Annotated in this window: 31 protein-coding genes; all 31 read left to right on the forward strand. The window is 58.5% G+C overall.

What is annotated here, in order from left to right; all coding sequences use genetic code 11:
- Positions 1-981, forward strand: a 981-nt coding sequence (gene tuf / locus B058_RS0107320; RefSeq protein ID WP_018507832.1) for an elongation factor Tu, incomplete at its 5' end; no start/stop codon positions are given.
- A gap of 9 nt (positions 982-990) precedes the next feature.
- On the forward strand, positions 991-1,299 hold the full coding sequence (gene rpsJ, locus B058_RS0107325; RefSeq protein ID WP_018079500.1) for a 30S ribosomal protein S10: 309 nt from the start codon (positions 991-993) through the stop codon (positions 1,297-1,299).
- Positions 1,300-1,424: 125 nt separating this feature from the next.
- Positions 1,425-2,069, forward strand: coding sequence for a 50S ribosomal protein L3 (rplC, locus tag B058_RS0107330; RefSeq protein WP_018507833.1), 645 nt, complete (start codon positions 1,425-1,427; stop codon positions 2,067-2,069).
- Positions 2,069-2,686, forward strand: coding sequence for a 50S ribosomal protein L4 (gene rplD / locus B058_RS0107335; RefSeq protein ID WP_018507834.1), 618 nt, complete (start codon positions 2,069-2,071; stop codon positions 2,684-2,686). The genes rplC and rplD overlap by 1 nt, the downstream gene beginning before the upstream one ends.
- On the forward strand, positions 2,686-2,991 hold the full coding sequence (gene rplW, locus B058_RS0107340; RefSeq protein ID WP_018507835.1) for a 50S ribosomal protein L23: 306 nt from the start codon (positions 2,686-2,688) through the stop codon (positions 2,989-2,991). Before rplD ends, rplW begins: the two co-directional genes overlap by 1 nt.
- An 11-nt stretch (positions 2,992-3,002) precedes the next feature.
- On the forward strand, positions 3,003-3,830 hold the full coding sequence (gene rplB, locus B058_RS0107345) for a 50S ribosomal protein L2 (RefSeq protein WP_018507836.1): 828 nt from the start codon (positions 3,003-3,005) through the stop codon (positions 3,828-3,830).
- 15 nt (positions 3,831-3,845) lie between these two features.
- The gene (gene rpsS, locus B058_RS0107350; RefSeq protein ID WP_018507837.1) at positions 3,846-4,121 is read left to right on the forward strand and encodes a 30S ribosomal protein S19; all 276 of its coding nucleotides are present in this window, start codon (positions 3,846-3,848) and stop codon (positions 4,119-4,121) included.
- A gap of 10 nt (positions 4,122-4,131) precedes the next feature.
- Positions 4,132-4,461 carry a 50S ribosomal protein L22 gene (gene rplV, locus B058_RS0107355; protein WP_018507838.1) on the forward strand — a complete coding sequence of 110 codons (330 nt, stop codon included), beginning with the start codon at positions 4,132-4,134 and terminating at the stop codon, positions 4,459-4,461.
- A gap of 9 nt (positions 4,462-4,470) precedes the next feature.
- A complete protein-coding gene (gene rpsC / locus B058_RS0107360; protein WP_018507839.1) occupies positions 4,471-5,175 on the forward strand; it encodes a 30S ribosomal protein S3 in 705 nt (234 codons plus the stop codon).
- Positions 5,159-5,575, forward strand: a complete 417-nt coding sequence (gene rplP, locus B058_RS0107365) for a 50S ribosomal protein L16 (RefSeq protein WP_018507840.1) — start codon at positions 5,159-5,161, stop codon at positions 5,573-5,575. Before rpsC ends, rplP begins: the two co-directional genes overlap by 17 nt.
- 3 nt (positions 5,576-5,578) lie before the next feature.
- Entirely contained in the window at positions 5,579-5,773 is a 195-nt protein-coding gene (gene rpmC, locus B058_RS0107370) for a 50S ribosomal protein L29 (protein WP_018507841.1), read from the forward strand.
- Positions 5,770-6,033: a 30S ribosomal protein S17 gene (gene rpsQ, locus B058_RS0107375; RefSeq protein ID WP_018507842.1), complete on the forward strand. Its 264-nt coding sequence runs from the start codon at positions 5,770-5,772 to the stop codon at positions 6,031-6,033. The genes rpmC and rpsQ overlap by 4 nt, the downstream gene beginning before the upstream one ends.
- A 166-nt stretch (positions 6,034-6,199) precedes the next feature.
- A complete protein-coding gene (gene rplN, locus B058_RS0107380; RefSeq protein WP_018507843.1) occupies positions 6,200-6,568 on the forward strand; it encodes a 50S ribosomal protein L14 in 369 nt (122 codons plus the stop codon).
- Positions 6,569-6,577: 9 nt separating this feature from the next.
- The gene (gene rplX, locus B058_RS0107385; protein WP_018507844.1) at positions 6,578-6,901 is read left to right on the forward strand and encodes a 50S ribosomal protein L24; all 324 of its coding nucleotides are present in this window, start codon (positions 6,578-6,580) and stop codon (positions 6,899-6,901) included.
- Between the two features lie 2 nt (positions 6,902-6,903).
- A complete protein-coding gene (rplE, locus tag B058_RS0107390) occupies positions 6,904-7,443 on the forward strand; it encodes a 50S ribosomal protein L5 (protein WP_026240734.1) in 540 nt (179 codons plus the stop codon).
- 7 nt (positions 7,444-7,450) lie between these two features.
- Positions 7,451-7,756: a 30S ribosomal protein S14 gene (gene rpsN, locus B058_RS0107395; protein WP_018507846.1), complete on the forward strand. Its 306-nt coding sequence runs from the start codon at positions 7,451-7,453 to the stop codon at positions 7,754-7,756.
- A 12-nt stretch (positions 7,757-7,768) separates the two neighbouring features.
- Complete coding sequence (rpsH, locus tag B058_RS0107400; protein ID WP_018507847.1) at positions 7,769-8,164, forward strand: 30S ribosomal protein S8; 396 nt, start codon at positions 7,769-7,771, stop codon at positions 8,162-8,164.
- Positions 8,165-8,176: 12 nt separating this feature from the next.
- Complete coding sequence (gene rplF / locus B058_RS0107405; RefSeq protein ID WP_018507848.1) at positions 8,177-8,707, forward strand: 50S ribosomal protein L6; 531 nt, start codon at positions 8,177-8,179, stop codon at positions 8,705-8,707.
- Between the two features lie 16 nt (positions 8,708-8,723).
- Positions 8,724-9,077: a 50S ribosomal protein L18 gene (gene rplR / locus B058_RS0107410; protein WP_018507849.1), complete on the forward strand. Its 354-nt coding sequence runs from the start codon at positions 8,724-8,726 to the stop codon at positions 9,075-9,077.
- Positions 9,078-9,092: 15 nt separating this feature from the next.
- Positions 9,093-9,608 (forward strand): 30S ribosomal protein S5, encoded by a 516-nt coding sequence (rpsE, locus tag B058_RS0107415; protein WP_018507850.1) that lies wholly within the window; start codon positions 9,093-9,095, stop codon positions 9,606-9,608.
- A 3-nt stretch (positions 9,609-9,611) separates the two neighbouring features.
- Positions 9,612-9,797 carry a 50S ribosomal protein L30 gene (rpmD, locus tag B058_RS0107420; protein WP_018507851.1) on the forward strand — a complete coding sequence of 62 codons (186 nt, stop codon included), beginning with the start codon at positions 9,612-9,614 and terminating at the stop codon, positions 9,795-9,797.
- The gene (gene rplO, locus B058_RS0107425; RefSeq protein WP_018507852.1) at positions 9,798-10,232 is read left to right on the forward strand and encodes a 50S ribosomal protein L15; all 435 of its coding nucleotides are present in this window, start codon (positions 9,798-9,800) and stop codon (positions 10,230-10,232) included.
- Between the two features lie 18 nt (positions 10,233-10,250).
- Entirely contained in the window at positions 10,251-11,564 is a 1,314-nt protein-coding gene (gene secY, locus B058_RS0107430; protein WP_018507853.1) for a preprotein translocase subunit SecY, read from the forward strand.
- Complete coding sequence (infA, locus tag B058_RS0107435; protein WP_011310938.1) at positions 11,564-11,782, forward strand: translation initiation factor IF-1; 219 nt, start codon at positions 11,564-11,566, stop codon at positions 11,780-11,782. The genes secY and infA overlap by 1 nt, the downstream gene beginning before the upstream one ends.
- 43 nt (positions 11,783-11,825) lie before the next feature.
- On the forward strand, positions 11,826-11,939 hold the full coding sequence (rpmJ, locus tag B058_RS0107440) for a 50S ribosomal protein L36 (RefSeq protein ID WP_026240735.1): 114 nt from the start codon (positions 11,826-11,828) through the stop codon (positions 11,937-11,939).
- An 80-nt stretch (positions 11,940-12,019) separates the two neighbouring features.
- A complete protein-coding gene (gene rpsM, locus B058_RS0107445; protein WP_018507856.1) occupies positions 12,020-12,376 on the forward strand; it encodes a 30S ribosomal protein S13 in 357 nt (118 codons plus the stop codon).
- A 9-nt stretch (positions 12,377-12,385) separates the two neighbouring features.
- Positions 12,386-12,778 carry a 30S ribosomal protein S11 gene (rpsK, locus tag B058_RS0107450; RefSeq protein WP_011310940.1) on the forward strand — a complete coding sequence of 131 codons (393 nt, stop codon included), beginning with the start codon at positions 12,386-12,388 and terminating at the stop codon, positions 12,776-12,778.
- Positions 12,779-12,793: 15 nt separating this feature from the next.
- Entirely contained in the window at positions 12,794-13,423 is a 630-nt protein-coding gene (rpsD, locus tag B058_RS0107455) for a 30S ribosomal protein S4 (protein WP_018507857.1), read from the forward strand.
- A 29-nt stretch (positions 13,424-13,452) separates the two neighbouring features.
- Positions 13,453-14,433 (forward strand): DNA-directed RNA polymerase subunit alpha, encoded by a 981-nt coding sequence (locus tag B058_RS0107460; RefSeq protein WP_018507858.1) that lies wholly within the window; start codon positions 13,453-13,455, stop codon positions 14,431-14,433.
- A gap of 83 nt (positions 14,434-14,516) precedes the next feature.
- A complete protein-coding gene (rplQ, locus tag B058_RS0107465; protein ID WP_018507859.1) occupies positions 14,517-14,906 on the forward strand; it encodes a 50S ribosomal protein L17 in 390 nt (129 codons plus the stop codon).
- A gap of 158 nt (positions 14,907-15,064) precedes the next feature.
- Entirely contained in the window at positions 15,065-15,793 is a 729-nt protein-coding gene (locus tag B058_RS0107470; RefSeq protein ID WP_018507860.1) for an SAM hydrolase/SAM-dependent halogenase family protein, read from the forward strand.
- The last annotated feature ends 8 nt before the right edge of the window (positions 15,794-15,801 follow it).

Consider the following 15,801-nt stretch of genomic DNA (forward strand, 5'->3'; position numbering starts at 1 on the left):
GAGACCGCCAAGCGTCACTACGCCCACGTTGACTGCCCGGGTCACGCCGACTACGTCAAGAACATGATCACTGGTGCTGCCCAGATGGACGGCGCCATTCTCGTCGTGTCCTCCGCCGACGGTCCCATGCCCCAGACCCGCGAGCACATCCTCCTGGCCCGTCAGGTTGGCGTGCCCTACATCATNGTCTACATGAACAAGGCCGACATGGTCGACGACGCCGAACTGCTCGAGCTCGTCGAAATGGAAATCCGTGAACTCCTGTCCAAGTACGACTTCCCCGGCGACGACACCCCCATCATCATCGGTTCCGCCCTGAAAGCCCTCGAAGGCGACCAGAGCGACATCGGCGAGCCCAGCATCATGAAGCTGGCCGACGCCCTCGACAACTACATCCCCGAGCCCGAGCGCGCCATTGACAAGCCCTTCCTGATGCCGGTTGAAGACGTCTTCTCCATCTCTGGTCGCGGCACCGTCGTCACCGGTCGTGTCGAGCGCGGCGTCATCAAGGTTGGCGAAGAAATCGAAATCGTCGGCATCGTCCCCACCGCCAAGACCACCTGCACCGGTGTTGAGATGTTCCGCAAGCTGCTTGACCAGGGTCAGGCGGGCGACAACGTCGGCGTCCTGCTGCGCGGCACCAAGCGTGAAGAAGTCCAGCGCGGCCAGGTCCTGGCCAAGCCCGGCTCCATCAAGCCGCACACCAAGTTCTCTGCCGAGATCTACGTGCTGTCGAAAGACGAAGGGGGTCGTCACACCCCGTTCTTCAACGGCTACCGTCCGCAGTTTTATTTCCGCACCACCGACGTCACGGGCAGCATTGAACTGCCGGCAGGCACCGAGATGGTGATGCCTGGCGACAACGTCAGCATCAAAGTCTCGTTGATTCAGCCGATCGCCATGGACGAAGGTCTGCGTTTCGCCATCCGCGAAGGCGGTCGTACCGTCGGTGCGGGTGTCGTGGCTAAGATCGAAGAGTAAGGCTCAATAATGCAAAACCAGAAAATCCGCATCCGCCTGAAGGCGTTTGACTACAAACTGATCGACCAGTCCGCGCTCGAAATCGTGGAGACGGCCAAGCGTACCGGCGCCGTGGTCAAGGGCCCGGTCCCGTTGCCGACATCGATCGAGCGTTTTGATGTGTTGCGTTCCCCGCACGTCAACAAGACGTCGCGCGACCAGTTCGAGATCCGCACCCATCGCCGTCTGATGGACATCATGGATCCGACCGACAAGACGGTCGATGCCCTGATGAAACTGGATCTGCCGGCTGGCGTCGACGTCGAAATCAAGTTGTAAAAAGCGGGCGGCTTGGGTATACTGCCGCCCCTTCAGTTGTACCAATAGTCGCCGGTCAATTGTAATCGGCACCTAAAACCCTTGTCCGTGGCTTCGGCTGCCGGCTTGAGATAGGAAATACAAAGATGAGTATCGGGCTCGTTGGCCGCAAGGTCGGCATGACCCGCATTTTTACCGAGAACGGTGCGTCCGTTCCGGTGACGGTGCTGGAAATGTCAAACAATCGTGTGACGCAAGTGCGCACGCCAGAAAACGACGGTTATTCTGCTGTGCAGGTTGCCTATGGCAGCCGCCGCAATAGCCGTGTCAATAAATCGGAAGCCGGACATTACGCCAAGGCGGGCGTGGACGCGGGCGAGTTGCTGCGCGAGTTTCGCGTGCCTGCAGATGTTGCAGCCCAGTACCAGGCTGGCGCTGCGGTTTCTGTGGCGGTGCTGCAGGCGGGGCAGAAGGTGGATGTTACCGGTGTGACGCAGGGCAAGGGCTTTGCGGGCACCATCAAGCGCCATAACTTCAAGTCGCAGCGGGCTACGCACGGCAACTCGCGTTCGCACAATGTGCCGGGCTCCATCGGTATGGCGCAGGATCCGGGTCGCGTGTTCCCGGGCAAACGCATGTCCGGCCATATGGGTGCAGTGACCTGCACCAAGCAGAACCTTGAGGTTGTGCGCGTCGATGCGGAGCGTGGGCTGGTGCTGTTGAAGGGCGCCGTTCCGGGTTCCAAGGGTGGACATGTCGTGGTGCGCCCGGCAGTGAAAGGGGGTGCCTAATGGATTTGACCGTCATTAATGACCAGGGTCAGCAGGTGACCAGTGTCACCGCTTCCGACGAAACCTTTGGTCGCGACTACAACGAGGCGCTGGTGCATCAGGTGGTGACCGCATTCCAGGCCAATGCGCGCAGCGGAAACCGCGCGCAGCAGACGCGTGCCGAAGTGACGGCCTCCACGCACAAGCCGTGGCGTCAAAAGGGTACCGGTCGTGCGCGTTCCGGCCGTACCTCGAGCCCAATCTGGCGCGGCGGCGGTGTGACTTTCCCGAACAAGCCGAACGAGAACTTCTCCCACAAGGTGAACCGCAAGATGTACCGTGCAGGCCTTGCGACCATCCTGTCGCAGCTTGCGCGCGATGGCAAGCTCAAGGTCGTCGAGAGCTTGGGGATCGATTCGCCCAAGACCAAGTTGCTTGCCAACAAGCTCAAGTCGATGGGCTATGGCAAGGTCATGATCATTGCGGACAGCGTGGACGACAATCTGTGGTTGTCTTCGCGCAATCTGCCGAACGTCTACGTGGTCGAGCCGCATCAGGCTGACCCGTGGAGTCTGGTCAAATTTGGCAACGTGCTGATCACCAAGGCGGCGGTCAAGCAGTTTGAGGAGATGGTGTGATGAATGCGATCAGTCAGGAGCGCTTGCTCAAAGTCATTCTCGCGCCAGTGATCTCCGAAAAGAGCACGCGCGTGGCCGACAAGCTGAACCAGGTTGTTTTTCGTGTGTTGCCCGACGCGACCAAGCAGGAAATTGGCGCAGCGGTTGCCAGTCTGTTCAAGGTTGAAGTGACGGGTGTGCAGGTACTGAACGTCAAGGGCAAGGTCAAACGCTCCGGTCGTGTCACGGGTCGCCGTGACAACTGGAAGAAAGCGTATGTCACCCTGAAGCCGGGTCAGGACATCGACTTCGCGTCCGGCCAGTAAGGGAGAAAAACATGGCACTGATTAAAGTCAAACCCACCTCTGCCGGCCGCCGCGCGGTCGTCAAGGTCGTTACGCCCGGCCTACACAAAGGCAAGCCGGTCGCAGCCCTGCTCGAGCCGAAAAAGCGCGGATCGGGCCGCAACAATAACGGCCATATTACGGTTCGTCACAAGGGTGGCGGTCACAAGCAGCATTACCGCGTGGTCGATTTTCGTCGCAACAAGGACGGTATTCCCGCGAAGGTCGAGCGTCTGGAATATGACCCCAACCGTTCCGCCCATCTGGCCCTGTTGTGTTATGCCGATGGCGAGCGCCGTTACATCATCGCGCCCCGCGGCATTGCGGTGGGCGCACAGCTGTTGAACGGCGCTGAAGCACCGATCAAGGCCGGCAATTGTCTGCCGCTGCGCAGCATTCCAGTTGGTAGCACGGTTCACTGCGTCGAGATGATGCCGGGCAAGGGCGCGCAGATTGCGCGCTCGGCCGGTACCTCGGTCCAGCTGCTGGCACGGGAAGGCAGTTATGCCCAGTTGCGTCTGCGTTCGGGTGAAATCCGCAAGGTGCACGTTGATTGCCGTGCCACGCTGGGCGAGGCGGGCAACGAAGAGCACAGCCTGCGTTCGATCGGCAAAGCCGGTGCGATGCGTTGGCGCGGCGTGCGTCCGACGGTTCGCGGCGTCGTGATGAACCCGGTCGATCACCCGCACGGTGGTGGTGAAGGTCGTACTGCGGCGGGTCGGCATCCGGTCAGTCCGTGGGGTACCCCGACCAAGGGTTATCGCACCCGCAGCAACAAGCGCACCTCCAACATGATCGTCCGCCGCCGTCACGCGCGCTGATTGAGGTAGAAAGATATGGCACGTTCAATTAAAAAAGGCCCGTTCGTTGACGGGCACCTGCTGAAAAAGATCGAAACCGTGCGCGGCTCGAACGACAAGCGCCCGATCAAAACCTGGTCGCGTCGTTCCACCGTGCTGCCCGATTTCATCGGGCTGACGATTGCTGTGCATAACGGCCGTCAGCATGTGCCGGTGTTTGTGACCGAAAACATGGTCGGCCACAAGCTGGGCGAGTTCTCCCTGACGCGTACCTTCAAGGGCCACGTTGCGGACAAGAAGGCGAAGAAATAAGGAGCGCATGATGGAAGTTTCTGCAGTTTTGCGTGGTACCCGCCTGTCCGCACAGAAAGGCCGTCTGGTTGCTGACCAGATCCGCGGCCTCCGCGTGGAGAAGGCGTTGAACATTCTGGCCTTCAGCCCGAAAAAAGGCGCCGGCATCATCAAGAAAGTGCTCGAGTCGGCGATCGCCAATGCCGAGCACAACGAAGGTGCCGACATCGACACCCTGAAAGTCAAGACGATCTATGTCGACCAGGGTTCTGTGCTGAAGCGCTTTACTGCCCGCGCCAAAGGCCGTGGCAACCGTATTAGCAAACCGACCTGTCACATCACTGTGACGGTTGGCGATTAAGGAAGCGCCATGGGACAAAAAATACATCCGATCGGGTTCCGCCTTGGTGTTCAGCGTATCTGGACGGCCAAGTGGTACGGCTCCAACCGCAATTTCTCCAGCACGCTGCTGGAGGACATCAAGGTTCGTGACTATCTGAAAAAGAAGCTTGCCCATGCGTCGGTCTCCAAGGTGCTGATCGAGCGTCCAGCGAAGAACGCACGCATCACGATTTTCAGCGGCCGCCCCGGTGTGGTGATCGGCAAGAAAGGTGAAGACATCGAAGTGCTGCGCGGCGAACTGGCGCGCCTGATGTCAGTGCCGGTGCATGTCAATATCGAAGAAGTGCGCAAGCCGGAAACCGATGCGCAGATCATCGCCGACGGCATTGCCCAGCAGCTTGAAAAGCGCGTGATGTTCCGCCGCGCCATGAAGCGCGCCATGCAGAACGCCATGCGTCTGGGTGCCCAGGGCATCAAGATCATGAGCTCGGGCCGCCTGAACGGTGCCGAGATCGCGCGTACCGAGTGGTATCGCGAAGGCCGCGTACCGCTGCATACCTTGCGCGCCGAAATCGATTATGGTTTTGCCGAAGCGAAAACGACCTACGGCATCATCGGTATCAAAGTGTGGGTCTACAAGGGCGATGCGCTGAATCGCGGCGAACAGCCTGTGGCCGCAGAACAGGAAAAGCGCGGCAAGAAATCAGGAGTGAAACATGCTGCAGCCAGCTAGAAGAAAATACCGCAAGGAACAGAAGGGCCGTAACACTGGCCTCGCAACGCGCGGTGCCGATGTGAGTTTTGGTGATTTCGGTCTGAAAGCAGTCGGCCGCGGTCGTTTGACTGCGCGTCAGATCGAAGCTGCGCGTCGTGCGATGACCCGTCACATCAAGCGTGGCGGCCGTATCTGGATCCGTATTTTCCCGGACAAGCCGATTTCGCGTAAACCTGCCGAAGTGCGGATGGGTAATGGTAAGGGTGCGCCGGAATACTACGTCGCCGAAATCCAACCGGGCAAAGTGTTGTACGAGATGGATGGTGTGAACGAGACGTTGGCACGCGAGGCGTTCCGCCTGGCAGCGGCCAAGCTGCCGATCGCGACCACCTTCGTAACCCGCATGATCGGGAGCTGAGTGATGAATACGAAAGAAATGCGCGGCAAGAATGCCGCGGAGTTGAAGCAGGAACTGGAATCGCTGTTGCGTGCCCACTTTGCATTGCGTATGCAGGTGGCGACCCAGCAGTCGAGCAAGACTGCTGATCTGGGCAAGCTGCGCCGCGATATTGCCCGGGTCAAGACCATTATGCGCGAGAAGGCGGGTCAAGCATGACTGAAGTCAAGAAGATGGTGCGCACGCTGACTGGGCGTGTGGTGAGCGACAAGATGAACAAGACGGTCACGGTTCTGGTTGAGCGTCGGGTCAAGCATCCGGTCATCGGCAAGGTGATCCGTTTGTCGAAAAAGTATCACGCCCACGATGAAAACAACGAGTTTCACGAGGGCGACATGGTGCAGATCGAAGAATCGCGTAAATTGTCGCGTACCAAGGCCTGGACCGTCAGCAAGTTGATCGAGCGCGCCCGCGTTTAAGGCTTGCGTGAGGCAATCAAACCCGGTATAGTGTCGGGTTTTCCGGTTGGTGAGCCGGTTTTGAATCCGGTTCGCTGACTCAAGCAATCCCGCCATGGGCGGGAGTTCTCCCGAACGGGTTCCAAAACTGGCCACCGCTGTGGTGGATAAAGTTGGAGGCAATTAAATGATTCAGATGCAGTCCGTATTGGACGTGGCAGACAACACCGGTGCACGCTCGGTTATGTGTATCAAGGTGCTGGGCGGCAGCCACCGTCGTTATGCAGGTGTGGGCGACATCATCAAGGTCAGCATCAAGGATGCTGCGCCGCGTGGCCGCGTGAAAAAGGGCGACATCTACAATGCTGTGGTGGTTCGTACCGCCAAGGGCGTGCGTCGCCCGGATGGCTCGCTGGTGCGCTTTGACGGCAACGCTGCGGTGTTGTTGAACAATAAATTAGAGCCGATCGGCACCCGTATCTTCGGGCCGGTTACCCGTGAGTTGCGTACCGAGAAGTTCATGAAGATCGTCTCGCTTGCGCCCGAGGTTCTGTGAGAGGGAATCATGGCACGTATTCGTAAAAGCGATCAGGTGGTCGTCCTGGCCGGAAAAGACAAGGGCAAGCGCGGCGTCGTCCTGCGTGTGCTGGATGACGGTCATGTGGTGGTTGAGGGTGTGAATCGGGTGAAGAAACATCAGAAGCCCAATCCCATGCGCAACATCCAGGGCGGGATCGTCGAGAAAGAGATGCCGATTCAGGCTTCGAATGTCGCATTGTTCAATGCTGGCACGCAGAAGGCGGATCGCGTGGGTTACAAGATGCTGGAGGACGGCCGCAAGGTGCGGGTATACAAGTCCAATGGCGAAATGGTTGACGCTCAGGGGTGATCATGGCGCGTTTTCAAGAATTGTATCGTGAGACGGTGGTGCCCAAGCTGGTCGAGCAGTTTGGTTATAAATCCATCATGGAAGTGCCGCGTATCCAGAAGATCACCCTGAACATGGGGGTTGGCGAGGCGGTGGCTGACAAGAAGGTGATGGACCACGCAGTGGCTGACATGCAGAAGATCGCGGGTCAGAAGCCGGTTGTCACTAAGTCCAAGAAGTCGATTGCCGGCTTCAAGATCCGTGAGAACTATCCGGTCGGCTGCATGGTGACCCTGCGCCGCGCCCAGATGTACGAATTTCTGGACCGTCTGGTCACGGTGGCCATGCCGCGTATCCGCGACTTTCGTGGCATTTCGGGCAAGTCCTTCGATGGCCGTGGCAACTACAACATGGGTGTCAAGGAACAGATCATTTTTCCCGAGATCGAGTACGACAAGATCGATGCGTTGCGTGGCATGAACATCACGATCACCACCACCGCCAAGACTGATGATGAAGCGCGAGCCCTGCTTGCCGCCTTCAGTTTCCCGTTCAAGAATTGAGGTAGGCATGGCCAAGTTATCCTTGATTAATCGCGAAGAAAAGCGCGCGCGCATGGTGAAGAAATATGCTGCCAAGCGTGCCGAGCTCAAAGCCGTCATCGCCAATGTGGCGACCAGCGACGAAGATCGCATGGCGGCATACAAGACGTTGCAGGAACTGCCGCGTAATTCCAGCCCTGTGAGACAGCGTAACCGCTGCCAATTGACGGGCCGTCCGCGTGGTGTGTTCAGCAAGTTTGGCCTGGCACGCGGGAAGCTGCGTGAGTATGCGATGCGGGGCGAGATCCCGGGCATCGTCAAGGCTAGCTGGTAAGGGGTAGACGATATGAGTATGAGTGATCCCATCGCGGACATGCTGACCCGCATCCGTAATGCGCAGGCGGTTGAAAAAGCGGCTGTCACGATGCCCTCCTCCAAGGTCAAAGTGGCGATAGCCAAGGTGCTGAAGGACGAAGGCTATATCGAGGATTTCGCTGTGCGTGGCGAGGCCGGTAAGCCTGAACTCGAGTTGCAACTGAAATATTACGCGGGCCGTCCGGTCATCGAACGCATCGAGCGCGTCAGCAAGCCCGGTTTGCGCATCTATAAAGGCGCCGAAGACCTGCCGCGCGTCATGAACGGCTTGGGCGTGGCAATTGTCTCGACCTCAAGCGGTGTGATGACCGACCGCCATGCGCGCGCCAAAGGCGTGGGTGGCGAAGTTCTGTGCGTGGTTGCGTAAAGGGGAGCGGATATGTCACGTGTAGCCAATAATCCTATTACGTTGCCGAAGGGTGTCGAAGTCACCTTGGGTGGCGCCATCTCCGTCAAGGGCCCGCTGGGCAGCATGAGTCGTGCAATGTCGTCCGATGTGACGGTTGCGCTCAATGAGGGTGTGCTGACCTTTGCACCTATCGGTGCAAGCATTCAGGCGAACGCCATGGCGGGGACCCTGCGTGCGCTGGTCAACAACATGGTGCAAGGTGTTTCCAAGGGGTTCGAGAAGAAGCTGACGCTGGTTGGGGTCGGTTATCGTGCTCAGGCTCAGGGTGATGCGCTCAATTTGACGCTTGGTTTCTCGCATCCGGTCGTGCACAAGATGCCGGCTGGCATCAAGGTTGAGACCCCGACGCAGACCGAGATCGTGATCAAGGGCATTGATCGCCAGGCTGTTGGGCAGGTGGCCGCCGACGTGCGCGCATACCGTCCGCCGGAGCCCTACAAGGGCAAGGGCGTTCGCTATAGCGACGAAGTGGTCATCAAGAAAGAGACCAAGAAGAAGTAAGGCTTAAGGACAGATAATGAACACCAAGCAATCACGGATTCGCAGAGCGCGCAAAACCCGCGCCAAAATCGCGGCCGTCAAGGCGATTCGCCTGGCAATTCACCGCACCAACAGTCACATCTACGCCCAGATCATTTCGGCGGATGGCGGAACGGTCATGACCAGCGTGTCCTCGAACGACAAGGAACTGCGCGGCCAGCTGGCCAATGGCGGGAATGTGGCCGCGGCTGCGGCTGTGGGCAAGCGTCTGGCCGAAAAAGCCAAGGGCTTGGGCATTGAAAAAGTGGCTTTCGACCGAGCCGGCTTCAAGTTTCATGGGCGTGTGAAAGCCCTGGCTGAAGCGGCCCGCGAAGGCGGTTTGGCATTTTAACGAGGCAGAATCAAGATGGCCCGTACAGCACCTACGAGTAACGAAGAGCGCGGCGACGGCTTGCGCGAAAAGATGATTTCGGTCAACCGCGTCACCAAAGTGGTGAAGGGCGGCCGGATCATGGGTTTTGCCGCATTGACCGTGGTTGGCGATGGCGATGGCGGCATCGGCATGGGCAAGGGCAAGTCCCGCGAAGTGCCCGTGGCCGTGCAGAAGGCCATGGAAGAAGCGCGTCGCAAGCTGGTCAAGATCAGCCTGAAGAACGGAACTTTCCATCACACCGTGGTGGGCCAGCATGGCGCGTCGCGCGTGCTGATCCAGCCGGCATCCGAAGGTACGGGCATCATCGCCGGGGGTGCGATGCGTGCAGTGTTCGAAGTCATGGGCGTGCAGAACGTGCTGGCCAAGTGCCTCGGTTCGACCAATCCCTATAACGTCGTGCGTGCCACGATCGACGGCCTGATGAAGATGTCCACGCCGTCCGAGATCGCAGCCAAGCGCGGCAAGTCTGTCGAAGACATTGCGGGGTAAGTCATGAGCGAGCAGAAGAAAATCAAGGTGACGCTGATCAAGAGCCTGATTGGCACCAAGGCGCCGCACCGCGCCTGTGTGCGAGGTCTGGGCCTGCGTCGGATGAACCATACCGTTGAAGTGCTGGATACGCCGGAAAACCGTGGGATGATTACCAAGGTTGCCTATCTGGTGAAGTGCGAGGCTTAAATGGAACTGAATAACATTAAACCGGCAGACGGTGCCAAGAAAGACAAGCGCCGCGTGGGTCGTGGCATTGGATCGGGCTTGGGCAAGACCGCGGGTCGTGGCCATAAAGGACAGAAATCCCGTGCAGGCGGTTTCCACAAGGTTGGCTTTGAAGGCGGTCAGATGCCGATGCATCGCCGTTTGCCGAAGCGCGGCTTCGTCTCGCTGACCAAGGCGGATACGGCTCGCGTACGCTTGTATGAACTGGCTGCAGTGGGCGTGGATGAGATTGATTTGCTGGTACTGAAGCAGGCGGGTATCGTCAGCGCCAGCGCCAAATCCGCCCGGATTTATCTGGCCGGCGAAATTGGCAAGGCGATCAAGCTGAACGGTATCGCGGTGACCAAAGGTGCGCGTGCTGCGATCGAAGCAGCCGGCGGCAGCGTCGCCGAATAAGTCAGCGAGGACTCCGCTTTGGCCACGCCCAAAACCGGCTTGAACAAATACGGCGACCTCAAGCGTCGCTTGCTGTTTCTGCTTGGCGCCCTGATCGTTTACCGGATAGGCACCTTTATCCCGGTGCCGGGCATCGATCCGCTCGTGCTCGACCAGGTGTTCAAGTCGCAACAGGGCGGCATCCTGGGCATGTTCAACATGTTCTCGGGCGGTGCCTTGTCGCGTTTCAGCGTATTCGCGCTAGGGATCATGCCGTATATTTCGGCGTCGATTATCGTGCAAATGATGACCAGCGTGTCGCCTCAACTGGAGGCCCTGAAAAAAGAGGGTGAGGCCGGCCGTCGCAAGATTACCCAGTACACCCGCTACGGAACCTTGTTCCTGGCAGTGTTTCAGGCCTTGGGGATTGCCATTGCGCTGGAATCGCAAGCAGGCCTCGTGCTGGATCCGGGCTTGGCATTTCGCGCGATCACCGTAGTCACGCTGACCGCTGGCACGATGTTCCTGATGTGGCTGGGCGAACAGGTGACCGAACGAGGCCTGGGCAACGGCATCTCGATCATCATTTTTGCAGGGATCGCCGCGGGTTTGCCGCACGCGATCGGCGGTACGCTGGAGCTGACGCGCACGGGTGCGTATTCGATCCCGCTCGTGCTGATGCTGTTTGTTGCCGTATTGCTGGTGACCGCGCTGGTTGTCTTTGTCGAGCGTGGCCAACGCAAGATTCTGGTCAACTATGCCAAACGCCAGGTTGGAAAAATGGTGGTGGGTGGCCAGAGCTCGCACTTGCCGCTGAAGCTGAATATGGCCGGAGTGATCCCGCCGATTTTTGCCTCCAGCATCATTCTGTTCCCGGCCACGCTGGCGGGATGGTTCGGGAGCGGTGAGAGCATGAGTTGGCTGAAGGACATCGGGGCAACCCTGTCGCCCGGCCAGCCGGTATACGTGCTGTTGTATGCAATCGCGATCATATTCTTCTGTTTTTTCTACACGGCCCTTGTGTTCAATTCCAAGGAAACCGCAGATAACCTGAAGAAGAGTGGCGCGTTTGTGCCGGGTATCCGCCCGGGTGAGCAGACAGCACGTTATATCGACAAGATACTGACCCGGCTGACGCTGGTGGGTGCGATTTACATCACCTTGGTGTGTTTGCTGCCCGAGTTTCTGATTTTGAAATGGAATGTTCCGTTCCACTTTGGCGGAACGTCCCTGCTGATTATTGTGGTGGTGACCATGGATTTCATGGCGCAGGTTCAGGCATATGTGATGTCGCACCAGTATGAAGGCTTACTTAAGAAGGCCAATTTCAAGAACAGCTTGGCGGGGCGCTGATGTCTAAGGAAGATGTCATTCAGATGCAGGGTGAAGTGATCGAGAACCTGCCGAACGCCACCTTTCGAGTCAAGCTGGAAAACGGTCATGTGTTGTTGGGTCATATCTCCGGGAAAATGCGCATGCATTACATCCGCATTCTTCCGGGCGACAAGGTGACGGTGGAATTGACGCCGTACGATTTGACCAAGGGCCGGATTGTTTTCCGGGCCAAATGATTTTTAGCCGGCAGTCTCTGCCGGTGGATGAATGGAGAAAACCATGAGAGTGCAGGCTTCAGTCAAGAAAATGTGCCGTAAATGCAAGGTTGTGCGCCGCAAAGGCGTTGTGCGCGTGATCTGTGACGATCCGCGCCACAAGCAGCGCCAGGGCTAAACTGGCGAGTTTGTATTCGAGTCAACCCAAAGATTGGTTGACGTGTTATAATTTTTTGTTTTGCGTTCGGAGCTCTGCGAATGGCTCGTATTGCTGGGGTTAATATCCCGAATCATCAACACGCGGTTATTGCGTTGACCGCCATTTACGGCATCGGTCGGACCACGTCCGGCAAGATTTGCGACGCGACGGGTGTTGCCCGTACGTCCAAAATCAAGGACCTGTCCGAAGCCGAAATGGAGCGCTTGCGTGAGGGCGTGGCCAAGTTCACGGTCGAGGGCGATCTGCGCCGTGAAATTACCATGAACATCAAGCGATTGATGGATCTTGGCTGCTACCGCGGCTTCCGTCATCGCAAGGGCCTGCCGGTTCGCGGTCAGCGCACCCGTACCAATGCACGTACCCGCAAGGGCCCGCGCAAGGCCATCAAAAAGTAAAGGTTAATCATGGCTACTAAAACAGCAGCGCGTGTACGCAAAAAGGTCAAGAAGAATGTCGCGGAAGGTATTGCGCATATTCACGCCTCGTTCAACAACACCATCGTGACCATCACCGACCGCCAGGGCAATGCCTTGTCGTGGGCGACGGCTGGCGGTGCGGGCTTCAAGGGGTCGCGCAAATCGACACCGTTCGCGGCGCAGGTTGCGGCCGAGAATGCCGGCAAGATGGCACAGGAATATGGCGTCAAGAACCTGGAAGTGCGGATCAAGGGCCCCGGCCCTGGTCGCGAGTCCACCGTGCGTGCGTTGAATGCGCTGGGTTTCAAGATCGTCGCGATCTCGGACGTGACCCCGATTCCGCATAACGGTTGCCGTCCCTCCAAAAAGCGTCGTATCTAATTTCCAGGGAAAATCATGGCTCGTAATCTTGATCCCAAATGCCGTCAGTGCCGTCGTGAGGGCGAAAAGCTCTTTCTGAAAGGCGAGAAGTGCTTTACCGACAAATGTGCGATTGAACGCCGCGCCTATGCACCTGGCCAGCATGGCCAGAAAAGCGGTGCGCGTCTGTCCGGTTATGGCGTGCAGCTGCGTGAAAAGCAAAAAATCCGCCGTATCTACGGCGTTCTCGAAGGTCAATTCCGCCTGACGTACAAACGGGCTGACAGCCGCAAGGGCGTCACCGGCGAAAACCTGCTGTCCATGCTCGAGTCGCGCCTGGATTCCGTGTGTTACCGCATGGGCTTCGGCGCGTCGCGTACCGAAGCACGTCAGGTGGTTCGTCACAACGGCATCACCGTGAACGGGCGCCGGGTCAACATCCCGTCGTACCAGGTTCGCGCCGGCGATGTGGTCGAGGTGGTGGACAAGGCGAAAGCCCAGCTGCGCATCAAGGCAGCCGCAGAAGCAAGTGCCGCGCGCGGTTATCCTGAATGGGTCGAGGTTGACGCCAAGGCGCTCAAGGGCACCTACAAGGCGGCGCCGCAACGTTCGGAACTGCCATCGACCATCAACGAATCGCTGGTTGTCGAGTTGTACTCCAAATAAGCTGAGACGGTCTTAAGGAAACGCACTTTATGCAAAGCGCTACGGAATTTCTCAAGCCGCGTATTGTGGAGGTGGATCGCGCCTCCCCGCTGCACGCCAAGGTCATCATGGAACCCTTCGAGCGCGGTTACGGCCACACGCTCGGCAACGCGCTGCGTCGTATCCTGTTGTCTTCCATGGTCGGTTATGCGCCCACTGAAGTGGCGATCAGCGGTGTCGTTCACGAATATTCGACCATTGATGGTGTACAGGAGGATGTCGTCGACATTCTGCTGAACCTCAAGGGTATCGCGTTCAAGATGCATGGCAAGGCCGAGGCTATCCTGAAGGTGTCCAAGTCTGGCGAAGGCGTTGTCACGGCGGGTGACATTGAGATTGGCCACGATATCGAGGTACTGAACCCCGATCACGTAATTGCCCACCTGACCAAGGGCGGCAAACTCGACATGGAAATCAAGATCGAGGCGGGCCGTGGCTATCAGCCGGCGACCGCGCGCAAGGTTTCGGAAGAAACCCGCGCCGTCGGCTCGATCCTGGTCGATGCCTCGTTCAGCCCGGTGCGCCGTGTGGCCTACTCGGTCGAAAGCGCCCGCGTCGAGCAACGTACCGACCTCGACCGTCTGGTGATCGACATCGAGACCAATGGTGTCGTCGAACCGGAAGAGGCTGTCCGTACTGCCGCGCGCATCCTGGTGAACCAGCTGTCCGTTTTTGCCGATCTGGAAGGCACGCCGGCCGAATCCGAGTCGCCGCGCTCGCCGCAGGTCGATCCGTTGCTGCTGCGTCCGGTTGATGATCTTGAGCTGACTGTGCGTTCGGCCAACTGTCTGAAAGCCGAAAACATCTATTTCATCGGCGATCTGATCCAGCGTTCCGAGACCGAACTGCTGCGCACCCCTAACCTGGGCCGCAAGTCGCTGAACGAGATCAAGGATGTGTTGGCTTCCAAGGGTTTGTCCTTGGGCATGAAGCTTGAAAACTGGCCGCCCGCTGGGCTTGAACGCCCCTGATTTACTGAATCGAAATCAAAATAAAGTGCGGGTCGCCGTGGCGGGTGGCCTAGCCCAAGAATACTGTCTGAAAGGAATAAGCCATGCGTCATCGTCAATCCAACCGTAAACTGAACCGTACTACCAGCCATCGCTTGGCCATGTTCCGCAACATGAGCGTGTCGCTGCTGAAGCACGAAGTCATCAAGACCACGCTGCCGAAAGCCAAGGAACTGCGCCGCTTTGTCGAGCCGCTGATCACGCTGGGCAAAGAGCCCAGCCTGTCGAATCACCGCCTGGCGTTCGATCGCCTGCGCGACCGCGACATGGTCGTCAAGTTGTTCGGCGAACTGGGCCCGCGTTACAAGACGCGTCCTGGCGGTTATCTGCGCATTCTTAAATATGGCTTCCGAAATGGCGATAACGCGCCGATGGCACTGGTCGAACTGGTCGATCGCCCCGACACCGATACGGTGGCGGTTGACGTCGAGTAAGGCGTCGTCGATATCTCGATATAAAAAGCCGGGACAGCCCGGCTTTTTTCATGCCTGGAGCGCCTGCAATAGATTGGAGGCGGGATCTTCCGAGTAGGCTTGCCGCCAGTTCGGTTCGTCAAGCATAGTCTTCCCCTTCCTATCGAATTGGAAAGCACATGATCGTTCTCTTCACCGATTTTGGAACCCGGGATCCGTACGTGGGGCAGGTCAAGGCGCGTCTGGCCGAACATGCGGCCACCCAGCAGGTGGTGGATCTGCTGCATGAAGCGCCTGACTTCAATCCCCATGCGGGCGCTCATCTGCTTGCCGCGTTCGCGAGTGTTTTTCCGCCGGGATGCACGTTCCTCGCGGTGGTGGATCCGGGGGTGGGCACGCCGCGCCATGCCGTGGTGGTACTGGCGGGCGGGCGCTGGTTTGTCGGACCTGACAATGGACTGTTGTCCGTCATCGCTGCACGTCACGCCGATGCCCGGTTGTGGCGCATTATCTGGAAACCCGAGGGTGTGTCCCCGACCTTTCATGGGCGCGACCTGTTTGCGCCGATCGCTGCCGACATTGCGCGCGGCGACTTCCCGGCCGATAGACTGGCACTGATCGATGCGCTCGACGTTGAATTCGACGCAGGGGATCTGGCGCGTGTCATCTACATCGATCATTACGGCAACGCCTGGACCGGCGTGCGCGGGGTGCCGCAGAACGCGCATGTCAGCGTAGCAGGTGAACGGTTCCAGCACGGCGAGAGTTTCGGGCTGGTCGGTAAAGGCGAAGGATTCTGGTTCATCAATAGCGTGGGGTTGCTCGAACTGGCAGTCAATCGCGGAAGTGCCGCCACGACGTATGGTTTGGCGGTCGGCGACCCGATCCAGGTGCAACGCCTGAACTGAATCGTGTT

The organism is Thiobacillus thioparus DSM 505 (assembly GCF_000373385.1).
GTDB classification, from domain to species: Bacteria; Pseudomonadota; Gammaproteobacteria; order Burkholderiales; family Thiobacillaceae; genus Thiobacillus; species Thiobacillus thioparus.

Excerpts from the sequence above, each read along its gene's own strand:
- rpsJ (WP_018079500.1), top strand. The coding sequence starts at position 991 with ATGCAAAACCAGAAAATCCGCATCCGCCTGAAGGCGTTTGACTACAAA.
- rplC (WP_018507833.1), top strand. The coding sequence starts at position 1,425 with ATGAGTATCGGGCTCGTTGGCCGCAAGGTCGGCATGACCCGCATTTTT.
- rplD (WP_018507834.1), top strand. The coding sequence starts at position 2,069 with ATGGATTTGACCGTCATTAATGACCAGGGTCAGCAGGTGACCAGTGTC.
- rplW (WP_018507835.1), top strand. The coding sequence starts at position 2,686 with ATGAATGCGATCAGTCAGGAGCGCTTGCTCAAAGTCATTCTCGCGCCA.
- rplB (WP_018507836.1), top strand. The coding sequence starts at position 3,003 with ATGGCACTGATTAAAGTCAAACCCACCTCTGCCGGCCGCCGCGCGGTC.
- rpsS (WP_018507837.1), top strand. The coding sequence starts at position 3,846 with ATGGCACGTTCAATTAAAAAAGGCCCGTTCGTTGACGGGCACCTGCTG.
- rplV (WP_018507838.1), top strand. The coding sequence starts at position 4,132 with ATGGAAGTTTCTGCAGTTTTGCGTGGTACCCGCCTGTCCGCACAGAAA.
- rpsC (WP_018507839.1), top strand. The coding sequence starts at position 4,471 with ATGGGACAAAAAATACATCCGATCGGGTTCCGCCTTGGTGTTCAGCGT.
- rplP (WP_018507840.1), top strand. The coding sequence starts at position 5,159 with ATGCTGCAGCCAGCTAGAAGAAAATACCGCAAGGAACAGAAGGGCCGT.
- rpmC (WP_018507841.1), top strand. The coding sequence starts at position 5,579 with ATGAATACGAAAGAAATGCGCGGCAAGAATGCCGCGGAGTTGAAGCAG.
- rpsQ (WP_018507842.1), top strand. The coding sequence starts at position 5,770 with ATGACTGAAGTCAAGAAGATGGTGCGCACGCTGACTGGGCGTGTGGTG.
- rplN (WP_018507843.1), top strand. The coding sequence starts at position 6,200 with ATGATTCAGATGCAGTCCGTATTGGACGTGGCAGACAACACCGGTGCA.
- rplX (WP_018507844.1), top strand. The coding sequence starts at position 6,578 with ATGGCACGTATTCGTAAAAGCGATCAGGTGGTCGTCCTGGCCGGAAAA.
- rplE (WP_026240734.1), top strand. The coding sequence starts at position 6,904 with ATGGCGCGTTTTCAAGAATTGTATCGTGAGACGGTGGTGCCCAAGCTG.
- rpsN (WP_018507846.1), top strand. The coding sequence starts at position 7,451 with ATGGCCAAGTTATCCTTGATTAATCGCGAAGAAAAGCGCGCGCGCATG.
- rpsH (WP_018507847.1), top strand. The coding sequence starts at position 7,769 with ATGAGTATGAGTGATCCCATCGCGGACATGCTGACCCGCATCCGTAAT.
- rplF (WP_018507848.1), top strand. The coding sequence starts at position 8,177 with ATGTCACGTGTAGCCAATAATCCTATTACGTTGCCGAAGGGTGTCGAA.
- rplR (WP_018507849.1), top strand. The coding sequence starts at position 8,724 with ATGAACACCAAGCAATCACGGATTCGCAGAGCGCGCAAAACCCGCGCC.
- rpsE (WP_018507850.1), top strand. The coding sequence starts at position 9,093 with ATGGCCCGTACAGCACCTACGAGTAACGAAGAGCGCGGCGACGGCTTG.
- rpmD (WP_018507851.1), top strand. The coding sequence starts at position 9,612 with ATGAGCGAGCAGAAGAAAATCAAGGTGACGCTGATCAAGAGCCTGATT.
- rplO (WP_018507852.1), top strand. The coding sequence starts at position 9,798 with ATGGAACTGAATAACATTAAACCGGCAGACGGTGCCAAGAAAGACAAG.
- infA (WP_011310938.1), top strand. The coding sequence starts at position 11,564 with ATGTCTAAGGAAGATGTCATTCAGATGCAGGGTGAAGTGATCGAGAAC.
- rpmJ (WP_026240735.1), top strand. The coding sequence starts at position 11,826 with ATGAGAGTGCAGGCTTCAGTCAAGAAAATGTGCCGTAAATGCAAGGTT.
- rpsM (WP_018507856.1), top strand. The coding sequence starts at position 12,020 with ATGGCTCGTATTGCTGGGGTTAATATCCCGAATCATCAACACGCGGTT.
- rpsK (WP_011310940.1), top strand. The coding sequence starts at position 12,386 with ATGGCTACTAAAACAGCAGCGCGTGTACGCAAAAAGGTCAAGAAGAAT.
- rpsD (WP_018507857.1), top strand. The coding sequence starts at position 12,794 with ATGGCTCGTAATCTTGATCCCAAATGCCGTCAGTGCCGTCGTGAGGGC.
- B058_RS0107460 (WP_018507858.1), top strand. The coding sequence starts at position 13,453 with ATGCAAAGCGCTACGGAATTTCTCAAGCCGCGTATTGTGGAGGTGGAT.
- rplQ (WP_018507859.1), top strand. The coding sequence starts at position 14,517 with ATGCGTCATCGTCAATCCAACCGTAAACTGAACCGTACTACCAGCCAT.
- B058_RS0107470 (WP_018507860.1), top strand. The coding sequence starts at position 15,065 with ATGATCGTTCTCTTCACCGATTTTGGAACCCGGGATCCGTACGTGGGG.